The following is a 13,828-nucleotide window of genomic DNA, read 5'->3' as shown; positions in this document are numbered from 1 at the left end:
CGCCGTAGCGGGGTTCTGTCAATCGATTCAGCGTTTTGCGGGCGTTTATCCAGCCCTATGCATATAGGCAGAGGAAATCGGCATCCAAAATCGTTTGGATTTGTTTGGGATCCTCAACGCCGAGCAGGCCAATCAACTGGTCATGATCACCACTCAGCTCATCAAGATACTGGGTTTCGAGAATTGCCTCCTCCGGATTCTCGCTTCGTTGGCAAACATCGAAATTCGCCACGATGTTTTCAACCGTCTCCCGGCTGGCAACCTGGATATTCAGAGTTTTCGCTTCTTTGATGCTCAAGATGTTACTCATGTGCTGCTCCTCAGCGTCTTTAATCAGTGAATTGGCTGGTCAGGAGCTGGGCCCCGGACGATCGCTTCAATGTTATGAGTAGGTAGTTCAGAGAGAGTTTTCATTGTCTCTGGGCTGTCAGGATCATTTAGCAGTAATCTTTGTCCAAACATGTTGTATCCGGGTTCCCAGGGCATTCTCCGACCAGGATCAGGTAACACCAACTGCAGAGCGCGAATATCGTGTTGTTCAGTCGAAAGCGCATAAGCAAATACTAATTTCTCTCTAACCTGTTCTAATTCGGCTTCAATCATCAGAACAGGGAAGCTTTCCTCTAAGAGGCCCGTGTAAACACCCGGCTCGAGACTGCGGATTTGTTTCGCAGCCTTTGCAACATCGCTAAGAAATGCCTGACTCAACTTCGGTGGAACCCCCAGAAGGATGACCTCCCTACCAATAAACTTCTCCAGCCCAACGGTATAACTGAAAGGTTGCTCACCCGATTGGATGTCGCGCCCAACTGGAATGATCGCAAACCCGTTCTCGGCGACCCTCTTACGGATCTCCTCCATATACTCTTCCATTCAACACTCCTGAATGCTTATGGCGTCTGGAGGCACTTCGATCGCACCTCTCACGTATTCAATGGCAGCTTCCTCACTCATTCGGCCAACCATCTTGACCAGCCGGTCGCGTTGCCACTGCTCGTTAGTGTTACTTGCTACCATGCCGCCGGCGAACACACCAGGGCGAACCTCGGCATAGAGGTCCACGTAATACTCATCAGTCGGCTTTTTGCCAGTGATCATCGTCTGATAGCAGAGCTCGTTACCGCGATTCGGATTGATGAAGTAATCGCGGTGGGTAGCGATAATCTTGACGCCTTGCTCGGTGGTTTCCCGGGCAATCGCTGCCCTGGGTATCTTCGCCTTCCAGTTTCCGACTCGAGCATGATTGCGAATAATGGTGATATGACTCATCGATCCCCCTCAGCAGAACACGTCTGATTGCTCAAGGATGGTCTGAGCGTCCACAACCCCTTCACCCGCGAAGGCGACACCGGCGCTCTCGCGCAGCAGGCCCGCCATGGCACACAGATAGGTGGCATCGGGCCGGGACTCCGCAGAAACTCGCATGGCGTCATACTCGTTGCTCGCCTGTACGTGGTCCAGAAAGCTCTGGCCGGTTTCTTCGTAGAAGCCGAACACCGAGTAGTTCTCAAGAGGCTCCTCGGATTCAGGGGCGCTGGGGGTGTGCTCCGTGATCTCGTAGAAGGCCTCGGTTTCATCGTCATCGGAGTACTCGAAATACCAGTCGATGATGGCCTCACGCTGTTCAGCGTTTGCGGACTCCAGAATGGGGGTGATGTCACCGGTCTCGTCCTCAACCTCTAGGCCCAGCGACTCTGCTTCGTCAAAGAACGGATCGGCACAACAGGCGGGGATCCGCCCAGACACATAATTCCAGAGCGACTCCAGCGCTTCCGCCCGGGTCTGGAAGAGGTAAGGCCCGTTCATGGCCGCTTCAGCGTCTGAATCCCTGGAACGATCGAAAAAGACCAAAGTGAAAAGGGTGGATGCGTTGAAGCGCGGGCCGTTCGAGCTGATTGTCATGATGATCTCTCCTGCGTTGATGTCCTAACCTGGAAACCATTGTACCACTATTAATACACCGTTGAAGGTGTATTGCTGGCAAATTCCCCGGCGACAGCCGGTGCTACGCCACTGGCCTCAGTGCACATAAAAGGGCGCTTGCGCCCCGGGCTGGCGGAACGCCAGGCACAAAAAAAGCCCGCATGGCGGGCTGATCAAAGTAGGGTGGCCGGGCGGAAGGTAGGTAGGCGGCAGGAGTCCGCCCGGCCGAAACGGTGATTTAACTCTCTGGCATAGCTTGAGACCGAGGCGATGCCTTTGGTTTGGTTCGCTGCTTTTCCCGAATCTGCGGAATTTTGGTCCAGATGCGTGCAAGTTCTGCGTCCGCACATTCGTCTTGGTCGATGCCGGCGGCCAGGCAAAGGGCTGCCAGAGTCACTCTGACGCCGCCTACTTCTTGAGTCGGCTCGCCGAGCGGTCGAGAGAACACATAGTTGGACAGCATGTCCGCCCGCTCCCGGGTGTAGCCAACCGACTGCACCAGCTCAAGCGACTCCTCGAGATAGCGATCGCAACGCTCGACCATATCCGCTGAGATCTCGGGACCAAAGCACTCCTGCATCCAAGGCGCTACACGGTCCTGGAAGGATTCCCGCTCGGCTTGCTCAGCCGATTTCTGACTGTTGCAGGCTAGCCAGCCTTCCCATCGGCCGATGTACTGATCTGAAATCTGAGGCCCATCACTGTCGCGGTCCCACCAGAAATCGTCATCAGATTCGATGACATATCGCTGATCGGCCTCACTCCACGCCATGCCTTCCGGAAGCGGGAAGACCTGTTCAAATTTTTCGCGAAGCTCTTTCATGGCAATGCCTCCAGCCAATCAGGCTATACAGAAAATGGGTATGCGATCGGCTCATGGTGCTGATACCCAATAACTTTGAAGTCATCGGTCGTTACCCAGGTCTCCAGATCTTCCAGAGTTTTGATGTCCGGGTTGATCTCGAACTGCGGTGCCGAGAAGGGCTCACGCTTCAACTGAACGTCCCTCATCAGCTCGTACTGATCTTCGTAAATGTGCGCATTAACAATGTGGTGGGTGGCCACCGCCGGCTTAGTTCCGGTGATCTGTGCCATGATGGCCAGCAGGAAAAAGACTTGCATCTGATTGAAGTTGCCGCCAAGGGGGACGTCCATCGACCTCTGGTATGACGTCAGGAACAATTGATCACCCAGCAGGGAGAACTGGTGCGTATGCATGCACGGACGCAAACAGCCAAGATGGAATTCACCAGGGTTGTAGAACGTAATGATCTCGCCGCGGTCATCAATGCCATTCGATAGGTCATTTACAACCTTGCGTAGTTGATCAATGGAATTGCCTTCCGGCGTGCGCCAATCCCGAGCCTGAACTCCATAGACTCTGCCCATGTCATCCTCACCCTTTCGGGCAGGGTTGTTCAGCCAGCTTTCGTTAGCGTTGGCGTTGGCATCCCATGTCCGACAACCAAGCGCCCGAAACTGAGCCGCACTGTTGTACCCCCTGAGATAGCCAATAAACTCGGCAATAGCCTGCTTCCAATAGCTTTTTCGGGTGGTGTCCAAAGGGCATTCGCCGGCGCCTACGTCATAGGTCATCGTCGCGTTAATAACCGCCTTGCAGGGCTTGCCGGTGCGCTTGTTTTCAACCCATACACCTTCTTCAACAATACGCCGGCACAATTCCAGATACTGCGTCATTTAAGCCTCCAAAGCTTCGGGCCAATGCAGGCCGGTTGTTTTTCCTGTGGCACGCTCAACGGAGCGCACGAATGCTCGAAAATGGTCTCCAACACCTCCAGAGCGATCCGAGACCCAACCCTCGAAGTACTTCAGAGTCTCGTCAGGAATCTTGTTCCCGAGGGCCAGGGCAACCGTAAGCTCACCACACTGGCGCATGGCTGACCGGCGGAACAGGGCAAAGTCCTCATCCTCGGAGCGATAAAGCGTCAGCTTCATTCGGGCCTCTTCGGTGGCATTTGCTGCGGCAACCACCAAATCGTGCTCTTCTTCAGCGGATCTCATAGCTGTCTGCCTCGTTTCTGGCTGTCTGGATCGTGGCTAGTCGGACACTGGCCGCTGTATTGGCCCGATCCTTTTGCTCGTCGGACGTACGGCTCCAGTTCGCGATGCTGTCGATATCTCGACCGCATGAAACGCACTCGCGGTTCTCATTCAGCTTGCACTGTTTTTTGCAGGGCGACTGGATGTTCATTTGAATGCCTTTTGCTTGCCTTTGACCAATGTTTATTTTATCAATTTTCAAACATCACGGAAACTGTTTGCCTGAATTTATTAATTGATATATTTAATCATGGCCTGTGTTGATCTGATGCCTTTTCAGGTCATCCAACGTGATTCGCTTGGTAAAACGCTTGATTCTCATGCTTTCAGCCGGAAACGACTCACCCTCGATCATCTCTGGCTCCGGTTTGACGAAACGGTAGAGCTGCTCGGCATTCGCAAAGGTTTGACCGGTCTGGTACCCAAGAGCCGGAGACAGGCGAATACCTCGAAGCTCCACACGCTCCCGCGGGCTCATTGTCTCCAGCAGATCAATCAACGGGCTTCTGGGCCGGTAAGTCTGTGGCAGTCGCCCAGTGGCCTTGTACTGCATCATTGCTCGGGGATTTCGCGCCAGGAAGCGGGCCTGCTTGGAATTCATCACTGAGTCCTCGTGGGTAAGGGCAGGGCCTTTCGGCCCGCCAGTGGGTTTTACTGGATTTCCTCAGGTGGAATCCCGTCCCAGACCCAACCGTCACCGATCGCGTATACGTGCTTCACTTCACCTTCAAAGGTGATGTCGAAGCCTTTGTATTCCTCGTAGCGGCACTCATCATCAACTTCTTCGCCCATATCAACGACGAACGTGTCCCGCTCCTTGTCGTAAGTCATGTCAGGGCCTTGCTCGGCCAGCATCAGGGCGCCTTCTTCCTCGAACACCGGCATGGCAAAGCCATTCCACAAACGGCCGGTGGTGTAACCGGGAATCGGATCGTCATAGGCACCGTCGATGTTGAAATAAGCGGCGCGATACTGAACGTTGTTGATTTCGTTCTCGCTTACCTTTCGGAAGGTTTCTTCGAATTTCTCCTCCGGCATGCGATAAACCGGACCACCTCCCATCGGGGCGAACTTCACGTAACCAGCTTCCTGTTCTGTAAACCGGCAGATAGTGATTGCACCGTTGGGATAGGTGTTCTCTTTTGGAATGTAAGTGTCGGTACTCATGGATATTTCTCCTGCCTGAAGTCGTTTGCCTAACCTGAGAACCATTTTACCAGACATCGTACACCATGCAAGGTGCATATAGTTCTAAGTCTCACGGCGCCACCCGTGGCGTAGCCAACCGGCCTCAGTGCACACAAAAGGGCGCTCGCGCCCCGGGCTGGCCGAACGCAGGGCATCGAGTAGGAGGGGGAGTTACCTCCCCCGTCCTCTCACACCACCGGGCATACGGTTCCGTACCACGGCGGTTCCCACTTCCCAATACTGGGCGAGCTGCGTTCCGTTGATCTTCCGCCTGTCAGAGTGCATTGCGCTGCAACTGTGTCCGAGGTTCCGCCTCGTCCACGTATGTTGCGAGCCCTCGCTTGAGGCATCTGCAAGCTCTAATCAGAGATAAGATCCGACTATCCACTCATAGTGGGTTCAGCCCTTCAGTACGCGGTAACGCACCTACTACGGCCTCTGCTGAGTTCTGGCAGCCCATCCCCACCCCTCACGAGGTGAGTAGCACAACGGCAGACCACCAGAGTTCCCAGGGTAAGACGCGTGACCTTCACACTTATGCCCGCCGCATGTACGTCCACACCTTCCGTGCAAGTACTGGGCTTTGACGATATTGGCCGCCTTACCCGGTGTGACCGCCTGATGCGATTCCTGTTCGTCGGGCCAGTGCTTTGCCTGCGGCTTCCTTCAGATTCCACCTCGCGGTGAACACCCTTGCCGGGCCCACAGGGGACTTGCACCCCCAAGTCATCCGGCCAGCACCACCTGTACCGGAACAGCGCCCGTCAAGGCGCTACGCGCCATGCCTGGCGCACCAAAAAAACCCACCAGATGGTGGGTCTCAACGCTGGCCTGAAGCTATCGATACAGTTCTCTTACATCCATCTGAGCAACCGTTAGGCCGGTCTGGTGGCAGAAATCTTCAAGTTCTTCCGGAATGATGGAAAGCTCTTCACTTAGCGGCGTATCCGGACTGTTTTCCCGAACAATGAAGGCCACAAAAATCTCATTCTCTGATCGAGTCATAAACTCTGGGTCTTGGTGCTTGGATCTGGCCAGAAGAATGAAATTCTCATGCAAATCCGATCTTTTAGCTGGCGCTATGCGGAAATGACCGGTGGAGCCGATTTCGTCATAGAGAATGTCCTGGGCCTGATCGCAAAATTCGGTGGCTTCGATCCGGTTAGCAGAGGTGAATTTGAGGATGAAAATCAGGCCTTCATCCACAACTAGGCCCATGGCGGGATTAATGCGTTCCATGTGGTGTCCTCAATCATGTTTGATGTGTGAAGGCGTTGTTGTCCCCGCCATTGACGGGGACCGCTTCATCAGGCGACTCGCAGAAGGCGAGGGGGTACCCGGTAACCGCCACCATTGTCGGAATCAACGCTGATGCTCTTCCTGTTGATTCGAACAACTCGCCCCACCACCTGCTGCCCCTTGAAGTGAAACTTAACCTTGTCGCCAACAGCGAAGCCGGGGCCCTTTGGTGGTGGTGTTTCGATTAGCGTGGGTGTCGGAGCCCGATCTCTGGCAATAGCTCGGTCCTGCAGCGCTTTCAGGTACTCGCCTTCGTTGAGTTTGGTCGCCAAACTCGGGGAAACGCGGTACTTCATGGGTATGCCATTTTCAGTGCCATGCACTGTGAGGCTTTTGGGGTTGATACGGACAATTCGACCGAGCGCGATCGTACCGCTAATTTCAAAACGAACCGCATTGCCAATCTGGAAATCACGGCCATGGCTGGCAGGTTTGACCGCTGCCTGAGTAGTGGGTTTTTGAGTGCGTACGCTGTCTACGTCAATGCCCAATCGCTCCAACGTGCCACGGAGCGAAGTCCTTACGTCCTCGCCGTGCTTGGCGTGCAAATCCGTCAGAATCCGGTAGAACGCAGGATTATGGACGGATCCTCTGAGGCGTTCACCGCGAAGGGTCTGAATCGCATGGGCGAACTCGTGAAGGATCGTATGGGCCAAAAGCGAAGACACCGACTGATCACCGTTGTAGAACCGGTAGCGTTTAATTTCTCGGGCTGAAAGCCACGCTGCACCATTGCCGTTGGCCTTCTCTGCGACCATGCCGGGGCCGAAGGTGAGTTTGTGGTTTCCGTTCTGGGCCCTGTGGTAGGTGCTATTACCTTTACCTGCCCTGGCGGTGACGTAGGCGTTCTTTACCTTGAACTCATCACGGTATGCCGCCCCCAGGAGGCTGGTGGCAATCGTAGCCATTGCGTGAGCGACACGACTTGCATCATAGGGAGTAATCATCGTTTTCCTGCCTTCTTTGTTTGCCTAACCTGAGAACAATTTTACCAATAAACAGACACCTTTCAAAGTGTATATGATCCAAAATCCCGCGGCGCCAGCCGTGGCGTAGCCAATCGGCCTTAGTGCACACAAGAAGGGCCGTAGGCCCTGGGCTGGCGGAACGCCAGGCACAAAAAAGCCCGCATTTGCGGGCCAGCAGGAAGGAAGTAGGGCGCTTCTAGGAAGCGAGATCGCCCTCTACGATCGCCCACAAGTAGAATTTCCGCTCAATCTCTTCCAGCGGTCCCCGGAACTCCTCTTTGTAGTCCTGGAACCAAGCTTCACCAGTGTTGGGGTCATACCCGAGAAGGCTCGGGCCAGGGTAAGTGACACAGTAGTCCGTGACGTTGATGCCTTCCACCAGATGCTCGTATTCCGATGGCAAAGTGGAAACGTGGTCAAACTCACGACCCTGCTGAAATCTCAGGAATGAGATGACGTTGCTGGAGTCGAGTTCGTTCGTGCTTATAGTTGCCAGGGCCTCCGCACTGAAATCGGTATTAGCCTCATCTTCGCCAGCGGCTTTCAAATACTGCGAGTAGGCGCCCGATATCAGGTTGTGCCAATCTGTCGGCAAAAACCTTCCACCTTCCTGAGCTGATGCAGCTGCATCACTGAGGGATTCATTCGCGTAGTCCGCCAGCTCCGGCGTCACTGTCACGGAAGGTTCGCGGTCGGTAGTCAGGGCCTCATTCACGGCGTCGCGGATTTTCGCGGCCCAAACCGGCGTTTTCACCGTCTGTAGTGCTGGATCTCGATCCTCAAGCTCGTTCTGGTCGGCCAGCATTTCCAGCGCTTCGAAAATCATGGTGGTCGAAATTTTGTGGGTAGGGCGGTTCATGCACTTGTCCTTTAATTCTGCAGCCCGGGAAACCCCGGGCGAATGGTTACAGTGGGCGAAGAATTTCGCGATTCAGATTACGGGCAGCTTCTAGCGAAATCGAAGTGCGTGCATAATCTGATCTCCTCTCAGGCTGCTTTGCGATAGGGGTCGATCACGAAGCCGTCTGCATCGAGATCCTGTTGGTTATAGGCATCAAGAGCTGCTTCCATAACCTGAAGCTCATAACCTGAACCAAAGAAGTCATGGCCAACGAAGCCCCCAATGATGTTGTCCGTAATGTTGTCGAACCTTTTCCATTCACGGCCGGTCCAGTACTCGGAAATCATCACCCAAACACCGGTACGTCGGATTTTGCGGCGGAAATTTTCTGCTTCGCGCTTTAGTTGTTCGGCGGGGACGCTGGGGTTTGCATCCGGATTAAAGCAGTCACCGGCTAATTCTTCGAAGCCACCATGGGTGTCAGCCTGGCGTGTAAGACGAATCTTACCCAGTTGAATGGCTTCGATGACGCTTTGAACCGCCTCGCTCGACTTTTCATAGCCGGTGCTCAGGTGTTCTTTGAGGGACTTGATAACCCGCTGGTCCAGATCGGGAAGATTCTTAATGCTCATCGTATGATTACTCCTGCCATTGATGTCCTAACCTGGTAACCATTTTACCAGAATGCAGACACCTTGCAAGGTGTATCTCAGGGGAGGGGGGGGTAACGGCGCAGCCGTGGCGTAGCCAACCGGCTTTAGTGCACATCAAAGGGCGCTTGCGCCCCGGGGAGATGCCCCCCGGGTTAGGTAAGCCCGCTCTGGCGGGCGCTGGTAAATGACTCGATTACGCGGCTTGAGCGTCTGGGCGACTGCCCGCCAAGGTCTCGAAGGTGCGTGCAGCAACGCGGGCGTCCCTCATGGTGCGGAAGCAACCAAAGCTGAAGGGCTCTGCGTCGGAAGGCTCTGCTGACAGGCTGAAGCCCTGCCTGTGCCGGATAGCGCTGAACCGGGTGCCCGGAGCTTTCAGCTGATCCACGTCCACATCCACACTGCTGAGCAGGGCCCACGCTGCGAGAAAGTGCCCCTCGGAGAGGCGGCGGTCGTAGCTGGCCACACCGAAATGACCGAACAACTGGAACAGCGCGTCGATGATCCCAGGAACAAACTCCATGTCGAAAGGCTCATCATAGAACTCCTCGACCCGGCCATAGAGATGGTTGATCTCAATCGCAAGGTTTGCAGCCCGCTCCCGGGTCTCCGAAACGCCCTGATCGTTCAGGGCGCCCTCGAGGTATTCGCCGTATGGGCCATTAATGTGGTCCGGGATGTTCAGAGTCTCCCAGACACACATCGCCGCAGTAGCCAGCTCGATATTACCTGCTGCGTATTTCATATCATCACTCCTCCTCAGTAGGGAATATCGTTGTCGAACACCGGGTCAAAGTCCGGGTTGGTCGCGTCATAAGCCAGCTTGTTCGCCAGAGCCTGATAATCCTGCTCCTGACGAATGAGAGCTTCCGCCTCTCCGATATCCGGGAAAGCTGCGCGTGCCTTGCCGTTTGCCCACTGGCGAGCGTTGCCATCGTCCAGACCAGCATGGCGAGCGCTGGAGTAGGCTTCGGAATAAATCTCGTCAAACTGATCGCTCAGAAGATATGCTTCTTCAAGAAGCGCCTCGGGTACGGATGCGATGTTCATGTTTCCTGCCTCTTGCCTGTTTGCCTAACCGAACTCCATTTTACCAGACAACGTACACCTCGCAAGATGTATATAGGGTTAATTTCCCGCGGCGCAGCCGTGGCGTAGCCAACCGGCCTCAGTGCACAACAAAGGGCCGAAGGCCCCGGCTGGCGGAACGCCAGGCACAAAAAAACCCGCTAAGCAGGCGAGTGGGATAGGGTGGCCGGGCGGAAGGTAGGTAGGCGGCAGGAGTCCGCCCGGCCGTTGAACGTTGTGCCGGCGTTAGACCAGCTCGGCAGTGTCCACGATCTGCCGGTTAGAGATGATCAGCTCATAATGACCGGCCTGAACCACGCTTTCTACACGACGCGGGGTAAACAGGCCCCAGCAAGTGGCACCGGGATTGCGAACAGACCAGTACTGGATCCCTTCGGAATCGTTTTTCCGAAGCTTTGCACCGAGTGCCTGGGCGTCAGCATAGTCTTCCTTGTCATAGATCGGATCTGACAGCTCCAGAGCTGTGGCGTCCGCCAGCTCACCGGAGAACTGAACTGCCAGAGTGCGCAGAACGATTCGATCGAACTTCAGGTCTTCAACCCCGGCAACGTAGCGGCCCCAGTGATAAGAAACCTCAGACAGAGCAGTTTCCTTGGTGTCAGCAATGTAGAAAACACCATAATCGCCATTGCTGAATCGGCTTCCGTCCGGTGCAACGTGAGTAAACGGTGCCACGGCATAACTGGTTCCCTGGATCTCCCACGGCACTTCATCCAGAGAGAGGTAATCGAGACTCCCAACCTCGTTGTTAAGGCGAGGGTTGGTCAGCTCCTGGAGGGCATACAGAGTCTCGAAATCCTCAAGGCTCGAAACATCCTCAAATAGATGGATGGTCGGCAGCTTCGAGTTGATAAGGCGGTAGCCTTTCACTCGCTCTAGCATTTTTGTGGGTAGGGAAGCGCCCATCTAAACCAGTCCTCCGCGTAGCGCATCAACGCGCTTGAATGTTTCGTAGAGCTTGGTGAACTCACCGCCCTCAATAACTTCCATTGGGCTGCGGCCAGAGAAGTACGGGTTGTGGTTCTTCATCTTCATAAATCCGTACTGGTTCTCTGGGTTCTCAAACACGATCCGCAGTGCCTGGTGAATGTTCAGCAGCATACTGATCCGGGCGAGCTGGTCGGCATCAAGGTTGGCGCTGTCCGGATCGCCTTTCAGCTTGAAGTACGTCGCCCGCTTCAAGCGCAAGATGGCTTGAGCCTGCTCAGCACTGCATCCCCATTTATCGAGGATGTTGAACGCGGCCTTCAGGCCGGCAACACTGAGTTCCTTGTTGCTGAAGCTTTTCTGTGCGCTGGCGGTATTCATGGCGAAACTCCGGTTCAAATCCCTATTTAGTCCAAGTATAGACAAATAAAGCCCTAAAGTCTATATATGGACTAAATCAGTGATCACAGACTGACTCCAAGTTCGTCTGCAATTTCCTGGTCGGAAACGCCGCACTGCTCCAGATATTCAAGTTGAGAGCTCATGCCATCGTTGTTGATGGCGCTGGCTCGCCGGGATGCCGCATCGTGAACCAGATCGTCCAGCATGGTGGATTCGATGCCTTCTTCCTGCAGCCGAAGCTTCAAGGAACTCATGCCGCGTTCTCCTGTGACTCGAGCAGTTCCAGACTGGGGATGTGTTCAGTTGATTTGATGCCGGACTGCAGCCAGCGAACCTTTGCGAACTTGCCGTCAACACTCAGTACTTCGGCAGAACCGGAACTTCTGAGCGAGATATCGTTGTACCGAACAAAACGTCCTGGCTCGATGTTCTCCATCAGGTAGTCGGTTCGTACTTGCTGGTAAAAGCTCGGCCAGAACTGACGCACTGGCGAAACAACATAGCCATCTTTCACCAAGACAGGTGAGGGGCCTTTGTAACCGATCGAGTGAAGAGTTTCGGTGACATCTCTCATGGGATTCTCCTGCGCTGTGATTACCTAACCTGTAAACCATTTTACCAGAGGGCGCACACCATGCAAGGTGTATATTGGTTCATTTCTCCGCGGCGCAGCCGTGGCGTAGCCAACCGGCCTCAGTGCACACAAAAGGGCGCCCCGCGCCCGGGCTGGCGGGACGCCAGACACAAAAAAAAGCCCGCAAAGCGGGCAAAGGTTGGCAGGCATTCGGGGTGTCACAGGGAATCCCAGGTATTCCCTGTGACGGGAGTCAGGCGGCTTGGGCCAGTGCCGGGCGATGGCCTCCGATCAGTGCAATGCTGTCATCGGCGAAGTGAACAATGTGCGGGTACCGGTCCAGATCAATCGCGGCTGCCTGCGGCATTTCCTGCTGCTCGGCAGTCAGGTACAGGATGTCGCTGTCGAACCATTCATCGTTGGCGGCCATGGTGCCAACGGTCAGGCCGATCTGGGTCAGCATCTCAATGCCAAGCTCAACAAAGACCGCTTCGAAAGCTGGGATGATCACGCCCTGACCAAGGATCTCATGGCCGACAGTGTTGGAGTTGCCCGCGATGATAGATGCCGGGGCACCTTTAACCGCGCAGTGCTCGGTCAGGGTGAGCAGGCGAGTCAGCTTCTCGTCAGTTGGGTGCTTGATACGCGGCTCGGTGCTGCGGACTTTCGCGTAACCCCGGCCGATAGTGCCAACCTTCTGAGCTGTGAGGTCAAGCTCCTGCATGGCAAAACCTTTGCCAGCGGCCTTGTCGCGGTCAGCCTTAACGCGGAGGTAATCGTAGTCTTTCCAGATTTCGTCCTCAGCGCTGAACTGCTCCACAATGTCAGCCAGCGTGTCCGGCTTCTTCGCAACGCTGCGAACTTCCGGGAACAGGTTCATAGCATCCAGACCCTTCGATGTTGCGATCATAGCCAGACGATCGCGATTCTCGAACGCGCCCAACTGGTTGCCGTTCAGGACGGTCTCACGCAGGGTGTAGCCCCACTGGTTCAGCACAGACCGGATAATAGCCATGCTGGCGCTGGAAGCGTACTCGACCACGTTCTCAAGCGTGATAACTGCCGGATTCATCGCTTCGATGTACCGGAGGAAGTAATAGAACATCGAGCCGGCCTGATCGTGTTCTTCCGGGTGGGTAAGGCCATTCTTGGAAATCCCACTCTTGGAAGCGCCGACGCAGGGGACGCCGCCGGTCAGAATGTGCAGGCTCAGGTCTGCAGGAAGCACAGAGTCCTGAATCGGGCCGTTGATGATGATGGAATCTTCCCGGAAAAACTGGGGATTGTTGGCGTAGCTGCTTCCGATGTAGCGCGGATCCCACTCAACCGCCAGCTTGGTATAGCTGGAGATGCCGACGCGCTCAAGGCCACTGTGAAGGGCGTAGTCGAGCATCCCGCCGCCGTGGAACAGGGAGCCCAGCTGCAGGGGCTCGCCCTTCATCAGGGTTTCGAGAAAGTCCTTCTCGCGGGCCTTGATGCGCTCTTCGTCAACGTGCGCCCGGATGGTGATCTTGCCCTTGAAGACGCCGATGCGTAGCTTCATCTGGCCCGGGAGGGCGTCGAGAACGGTCGGGTCTTTGATTTCGATCAGCGGCTTGGTGCGGCCGTCCTTCAGGGTACGGCGGGAAACGCGCACGGTGCCGAGGGAGTCGCTACCCGGCTTCGGGTGCAACTGGAACACGTTGCTCTTTTCGTGCTTGCGGATGTGCAGAGTGACGCCCGGCTCAATGCCACCGTGACGGAGATGGAAGCCTTCCATCCAGATCCGGCGGGTGCCGTTGTTTTCGCCAACTCGGGAGTAGATGATAACGCTCATGTTCTGTCCTGCCTGTTTTTCTGCCTAACCTGTAGAGAATTATAGCAAAACAGAGACACCTTGCAAGGTGTATTTAGTGTTTTTTTTCAC

The 13,828-nt window shown here is 55.2% G+C and carries 21 protein-coding genes; all 21 read right to left on the bottom strand.

The window, feature by feature from the left end; genetic code table 11:
• Nucleotides 1-55: 55 nt before the first annotated feature.
• Nucleotides 56-298: a hypothetical protein gene (locus tag AC5JQH_RS22775; RefSeq protein ID WP_493806133.1), complete on the bottom strand. Its 243-nt coding sequence runs from the start codon at nucleotides 296-298 to the stop codon at nucleotides 56-58.
• A 35-nt stretch (nucleotides 299-333) separates the two neighbouring features.
• Nucleotides 334-873 (bottom strand): DUF4262 domain-containing protein, encoded by a 540-nt coding sequence (locus tag AC5JQH_RS22770; RefSeq protein WP_493806132.1) that lies wholly within the window; start codon nucleotides 871-873, stop codon nucleotides 334-336.
• Complete coding sequence (locus tag AC5JQH_RS22765) at nucleotides 874-1,269, bottom strand: hypothetical protein (RefSeq protein ID WP_493806131.1); 396 nt, start codon at nucleotides 1,267-1,269, stop codon at nucleotides 874-876. It abuts the gene before it with no gap.
• A 9-nt stretch (nucleotides 1,270-1,278) separates the two neighbouring features.
• Complete coding sequence (locus tag AC5JQH_RS22760) at nucleotides 1,279-1,902, bottom strand: hypothetical protein (protein WP_136631118.1); 624 nt, start codon at nucleotides 1,900-1,902, stop codon at nucleotides 1,279-1,281.
• Nucleotides 1,903-2,161: 259 nt separating this feature from the next.
• Entirely contained in the window at nucleotides 2,162-2,746 is a 585-nt protein-coding gene (locus AC5JQH_RS22755) for a hypothetical protein (RefSeq protein ID WP_493806130.1), read from the bottom strand.
• A 23-nt stretch (nucleotides 2,747-2,769) separates the two neighbouring features.
• Complete coding sequence (locus AC5JQH_RS22750; protein WP_493806129.1) at nucleotides 2,770-3,621, bottom strand: thymidylate synthase; 852 nt, start codon at nucleotides 3,619-3,621, stop codon at nucleotides 2,770-2,772.
• Nucleotides 3,622-3,945, bottom strand: a complete 324-nt coding sequence (locus tag AC5JQH_RS22745; RefSeq protein WP_493806128.1) for a hypothetical protein — start codon at nucleotides 3,943-3,945, stop codon at nucleotides 3,622-3,624.
• Nucleotides 3,932-4,135, bottom strand: a complete 204-nt coding sequence (locus AC5JQH_RS22740) for a DUF1289 domain-containing protein (RefSeq protein ID WP_493806127.1) — start codon at nucleotides 4,133-4,135, stop codon at nucleotides 3,932-3,934. Before AC5JQH_RS22740 ends, AC5JQH_RS22745 begins: the two co-directional genes overlap by 14 nt.
• Before the next feature lie 93 nt (nucleotides 4,136-4,228).
• A complete protein-coding gene (locus tag AC5JQH_RS22735; RefSeq protein WP_493806126.1) occupies nucleotides 4,229-4,585 on the bottom strand; it encodes a hypothetical protein in 357 nt (118 codons plus the stop codon).
• Nucleotides 4,586-4,635: 50 nt separating this feature from the next.
• On the bottom strand, nucleotides 4,636-5,151 hold the full coding sequence (locus AC5JQH_RS22730) for a hypothetical protein (RefSeq protein ID WP_493806125.1): 516 nt from the start codon (nucleotides 5,149-5,151) through the stop codon (nucleotides 4,636-4,638).
• A gap of 858 nt (nucleotides 5,152-6,009) precedes the next feature.
• On the bottom strand, nucleotides 6,010-6,411 hold the full coding sequence (locus AC5JQH_RS22725; protein ID WP_493806124.1) for a hypothetical protein: 402 nt from the start codon (nucleotides 6,409-6,411) through the stop codon (nucleotides 6,010-6,012).
• Nucleotides 6,412-6,479: 68 nt separating this feature from the next.
• Nucleotides 6,480-7,418 (bottom strand): hypothetical protein, encoded by a 939-nt coding sequence (locus AC5JQH_RS22720; protein WP_493806123.1) that lies wholly within the window; start codon nucleotides 7,416-7,418, stop codon nucleotides 6,480-6,482.
• Nucleotides 7,419-7,635: 217 nt separating this feature from the next.
• Nucleotides 7,636-8,298, bottom strand: coding sequence for a hypothetical protein (locus tag AC5JQH_RS22715; protein ID WP_493806122.1), 663 nt, complete (start codon nucleotides 8,296-8,298; stop codon nucleotides 7,636-7,638).
• 128 nt (nucleotides 8,299-8,426) lie between these two features.
• The gene (locus AC5JQH_RS22710; RefSeq protein WP_493806121.1) at nucleotides 8,427-8,912 is read right to left on the bottom strand and encodes a hypothetical protein; all 486 of its coding nucleotides are present in this window, start codon (nucleotides 8,910-8,912) and stop codon (nucleotides 8,427-8,429) included.
• 214 nt (nucleotides 8,913-9,126) lie between these two features.
• Nucleotides 9,127-9,675 (bottom strand): hypothetical protein, encoded by a 549-nt coding sequence (locus tag AC5JQH_RS22705; protein WP_493806120.1) that lies wholly within the window; start codon nucleotides 9,673-9,675, stop codon nucleotides 9,127-9,129.
• 14 nt (nucleotides 9,676-9,689) lie between these two features.
• Nucleotides 9,690-9,980, bottom strand: a complete 291-nt coding sequence (locus AC5JQH_RS22700) for a hypothetical protein (protein ID WP_136631109.1) — start codon at nucleotides 9,978-9,980, stop codon at nucleotides 9,690-9,692.
• Between the two features lie 264 nt (nucleotides 9,981-10,244).
• Complete coding sequence (locus tag AC5JQH_RS22695) at nucleotides 10,245-10,925, bottom strand: RES family NAD+ phosphorylase (RefSeq protein WP_493806119.1); 681 nt, start codon at nucleotides 10,923-10,925, stop codon at nucleotides 10,245-10,247.
• Nucleotides 10,926-11,327, bottom strand: coding sequence for an MbcA/ParS/Xre antitoxin family protein (locus tag AC5JQH_RS22690; RefSeq protein ID WP_136631107.1), 402 nt, complete (start codon nucleotides 11,325-11,327; stop codon nucleotides 10,926-10,928).
• Between the two features lie 83 nt (nucleotides 11,328-11,410).
• On the bottom strand, nucleotides 11,411-11,602 hold the full coding sequence (locus tag AC5JQH_RS22685; protein ID WP_136631106.1) for a hypothetical protein: 192 nt from the start codon (nucleotides 11,600-11,602) through the stop codon (nucleotides 11,411-11,413).
• Nucleotides 11,599-11,922 (bottom strand): hypothetical protein, encoded by a 324-nt coding sequence (locus AC5JQH_RS22680; RefSeq protein WP_136631105.1) that lies wholly within the window; start codon nucleotides 11,920-11,922, stop codon nucleotides 11,599-11,601. Before AC5JQH_RS22680 ends, AC5JQH_RS22685 begins: the two co-directional genes overlap by 4 nt.
• Before the next feature lie 253 nt (nucleotides 11,923-12,175).
• Nucleotides 12,176-13,738: a DNA cytosine methyltransferase gene (locus tag AC5JQH_RS22675; protein WP_136631104.1), complete on the bottom strand. Its 1,563-nt coding sequence runs from the start codon at nucleotides 13,736-13,738 to the stop codon at nucleotides 12,176-12,178.
• Between the last annotated feature and the right edge of the window lie 90 nt (nucleotides 13,739-13,828).

The organism is Marinobacter sp. H13, from assembly GCF_059072335.1.
The sequence above is the reverse complement of the archived record's forward strand: the minus strand, read 5'-3'. Positions and strand labels throughout refer to the sequence as shown.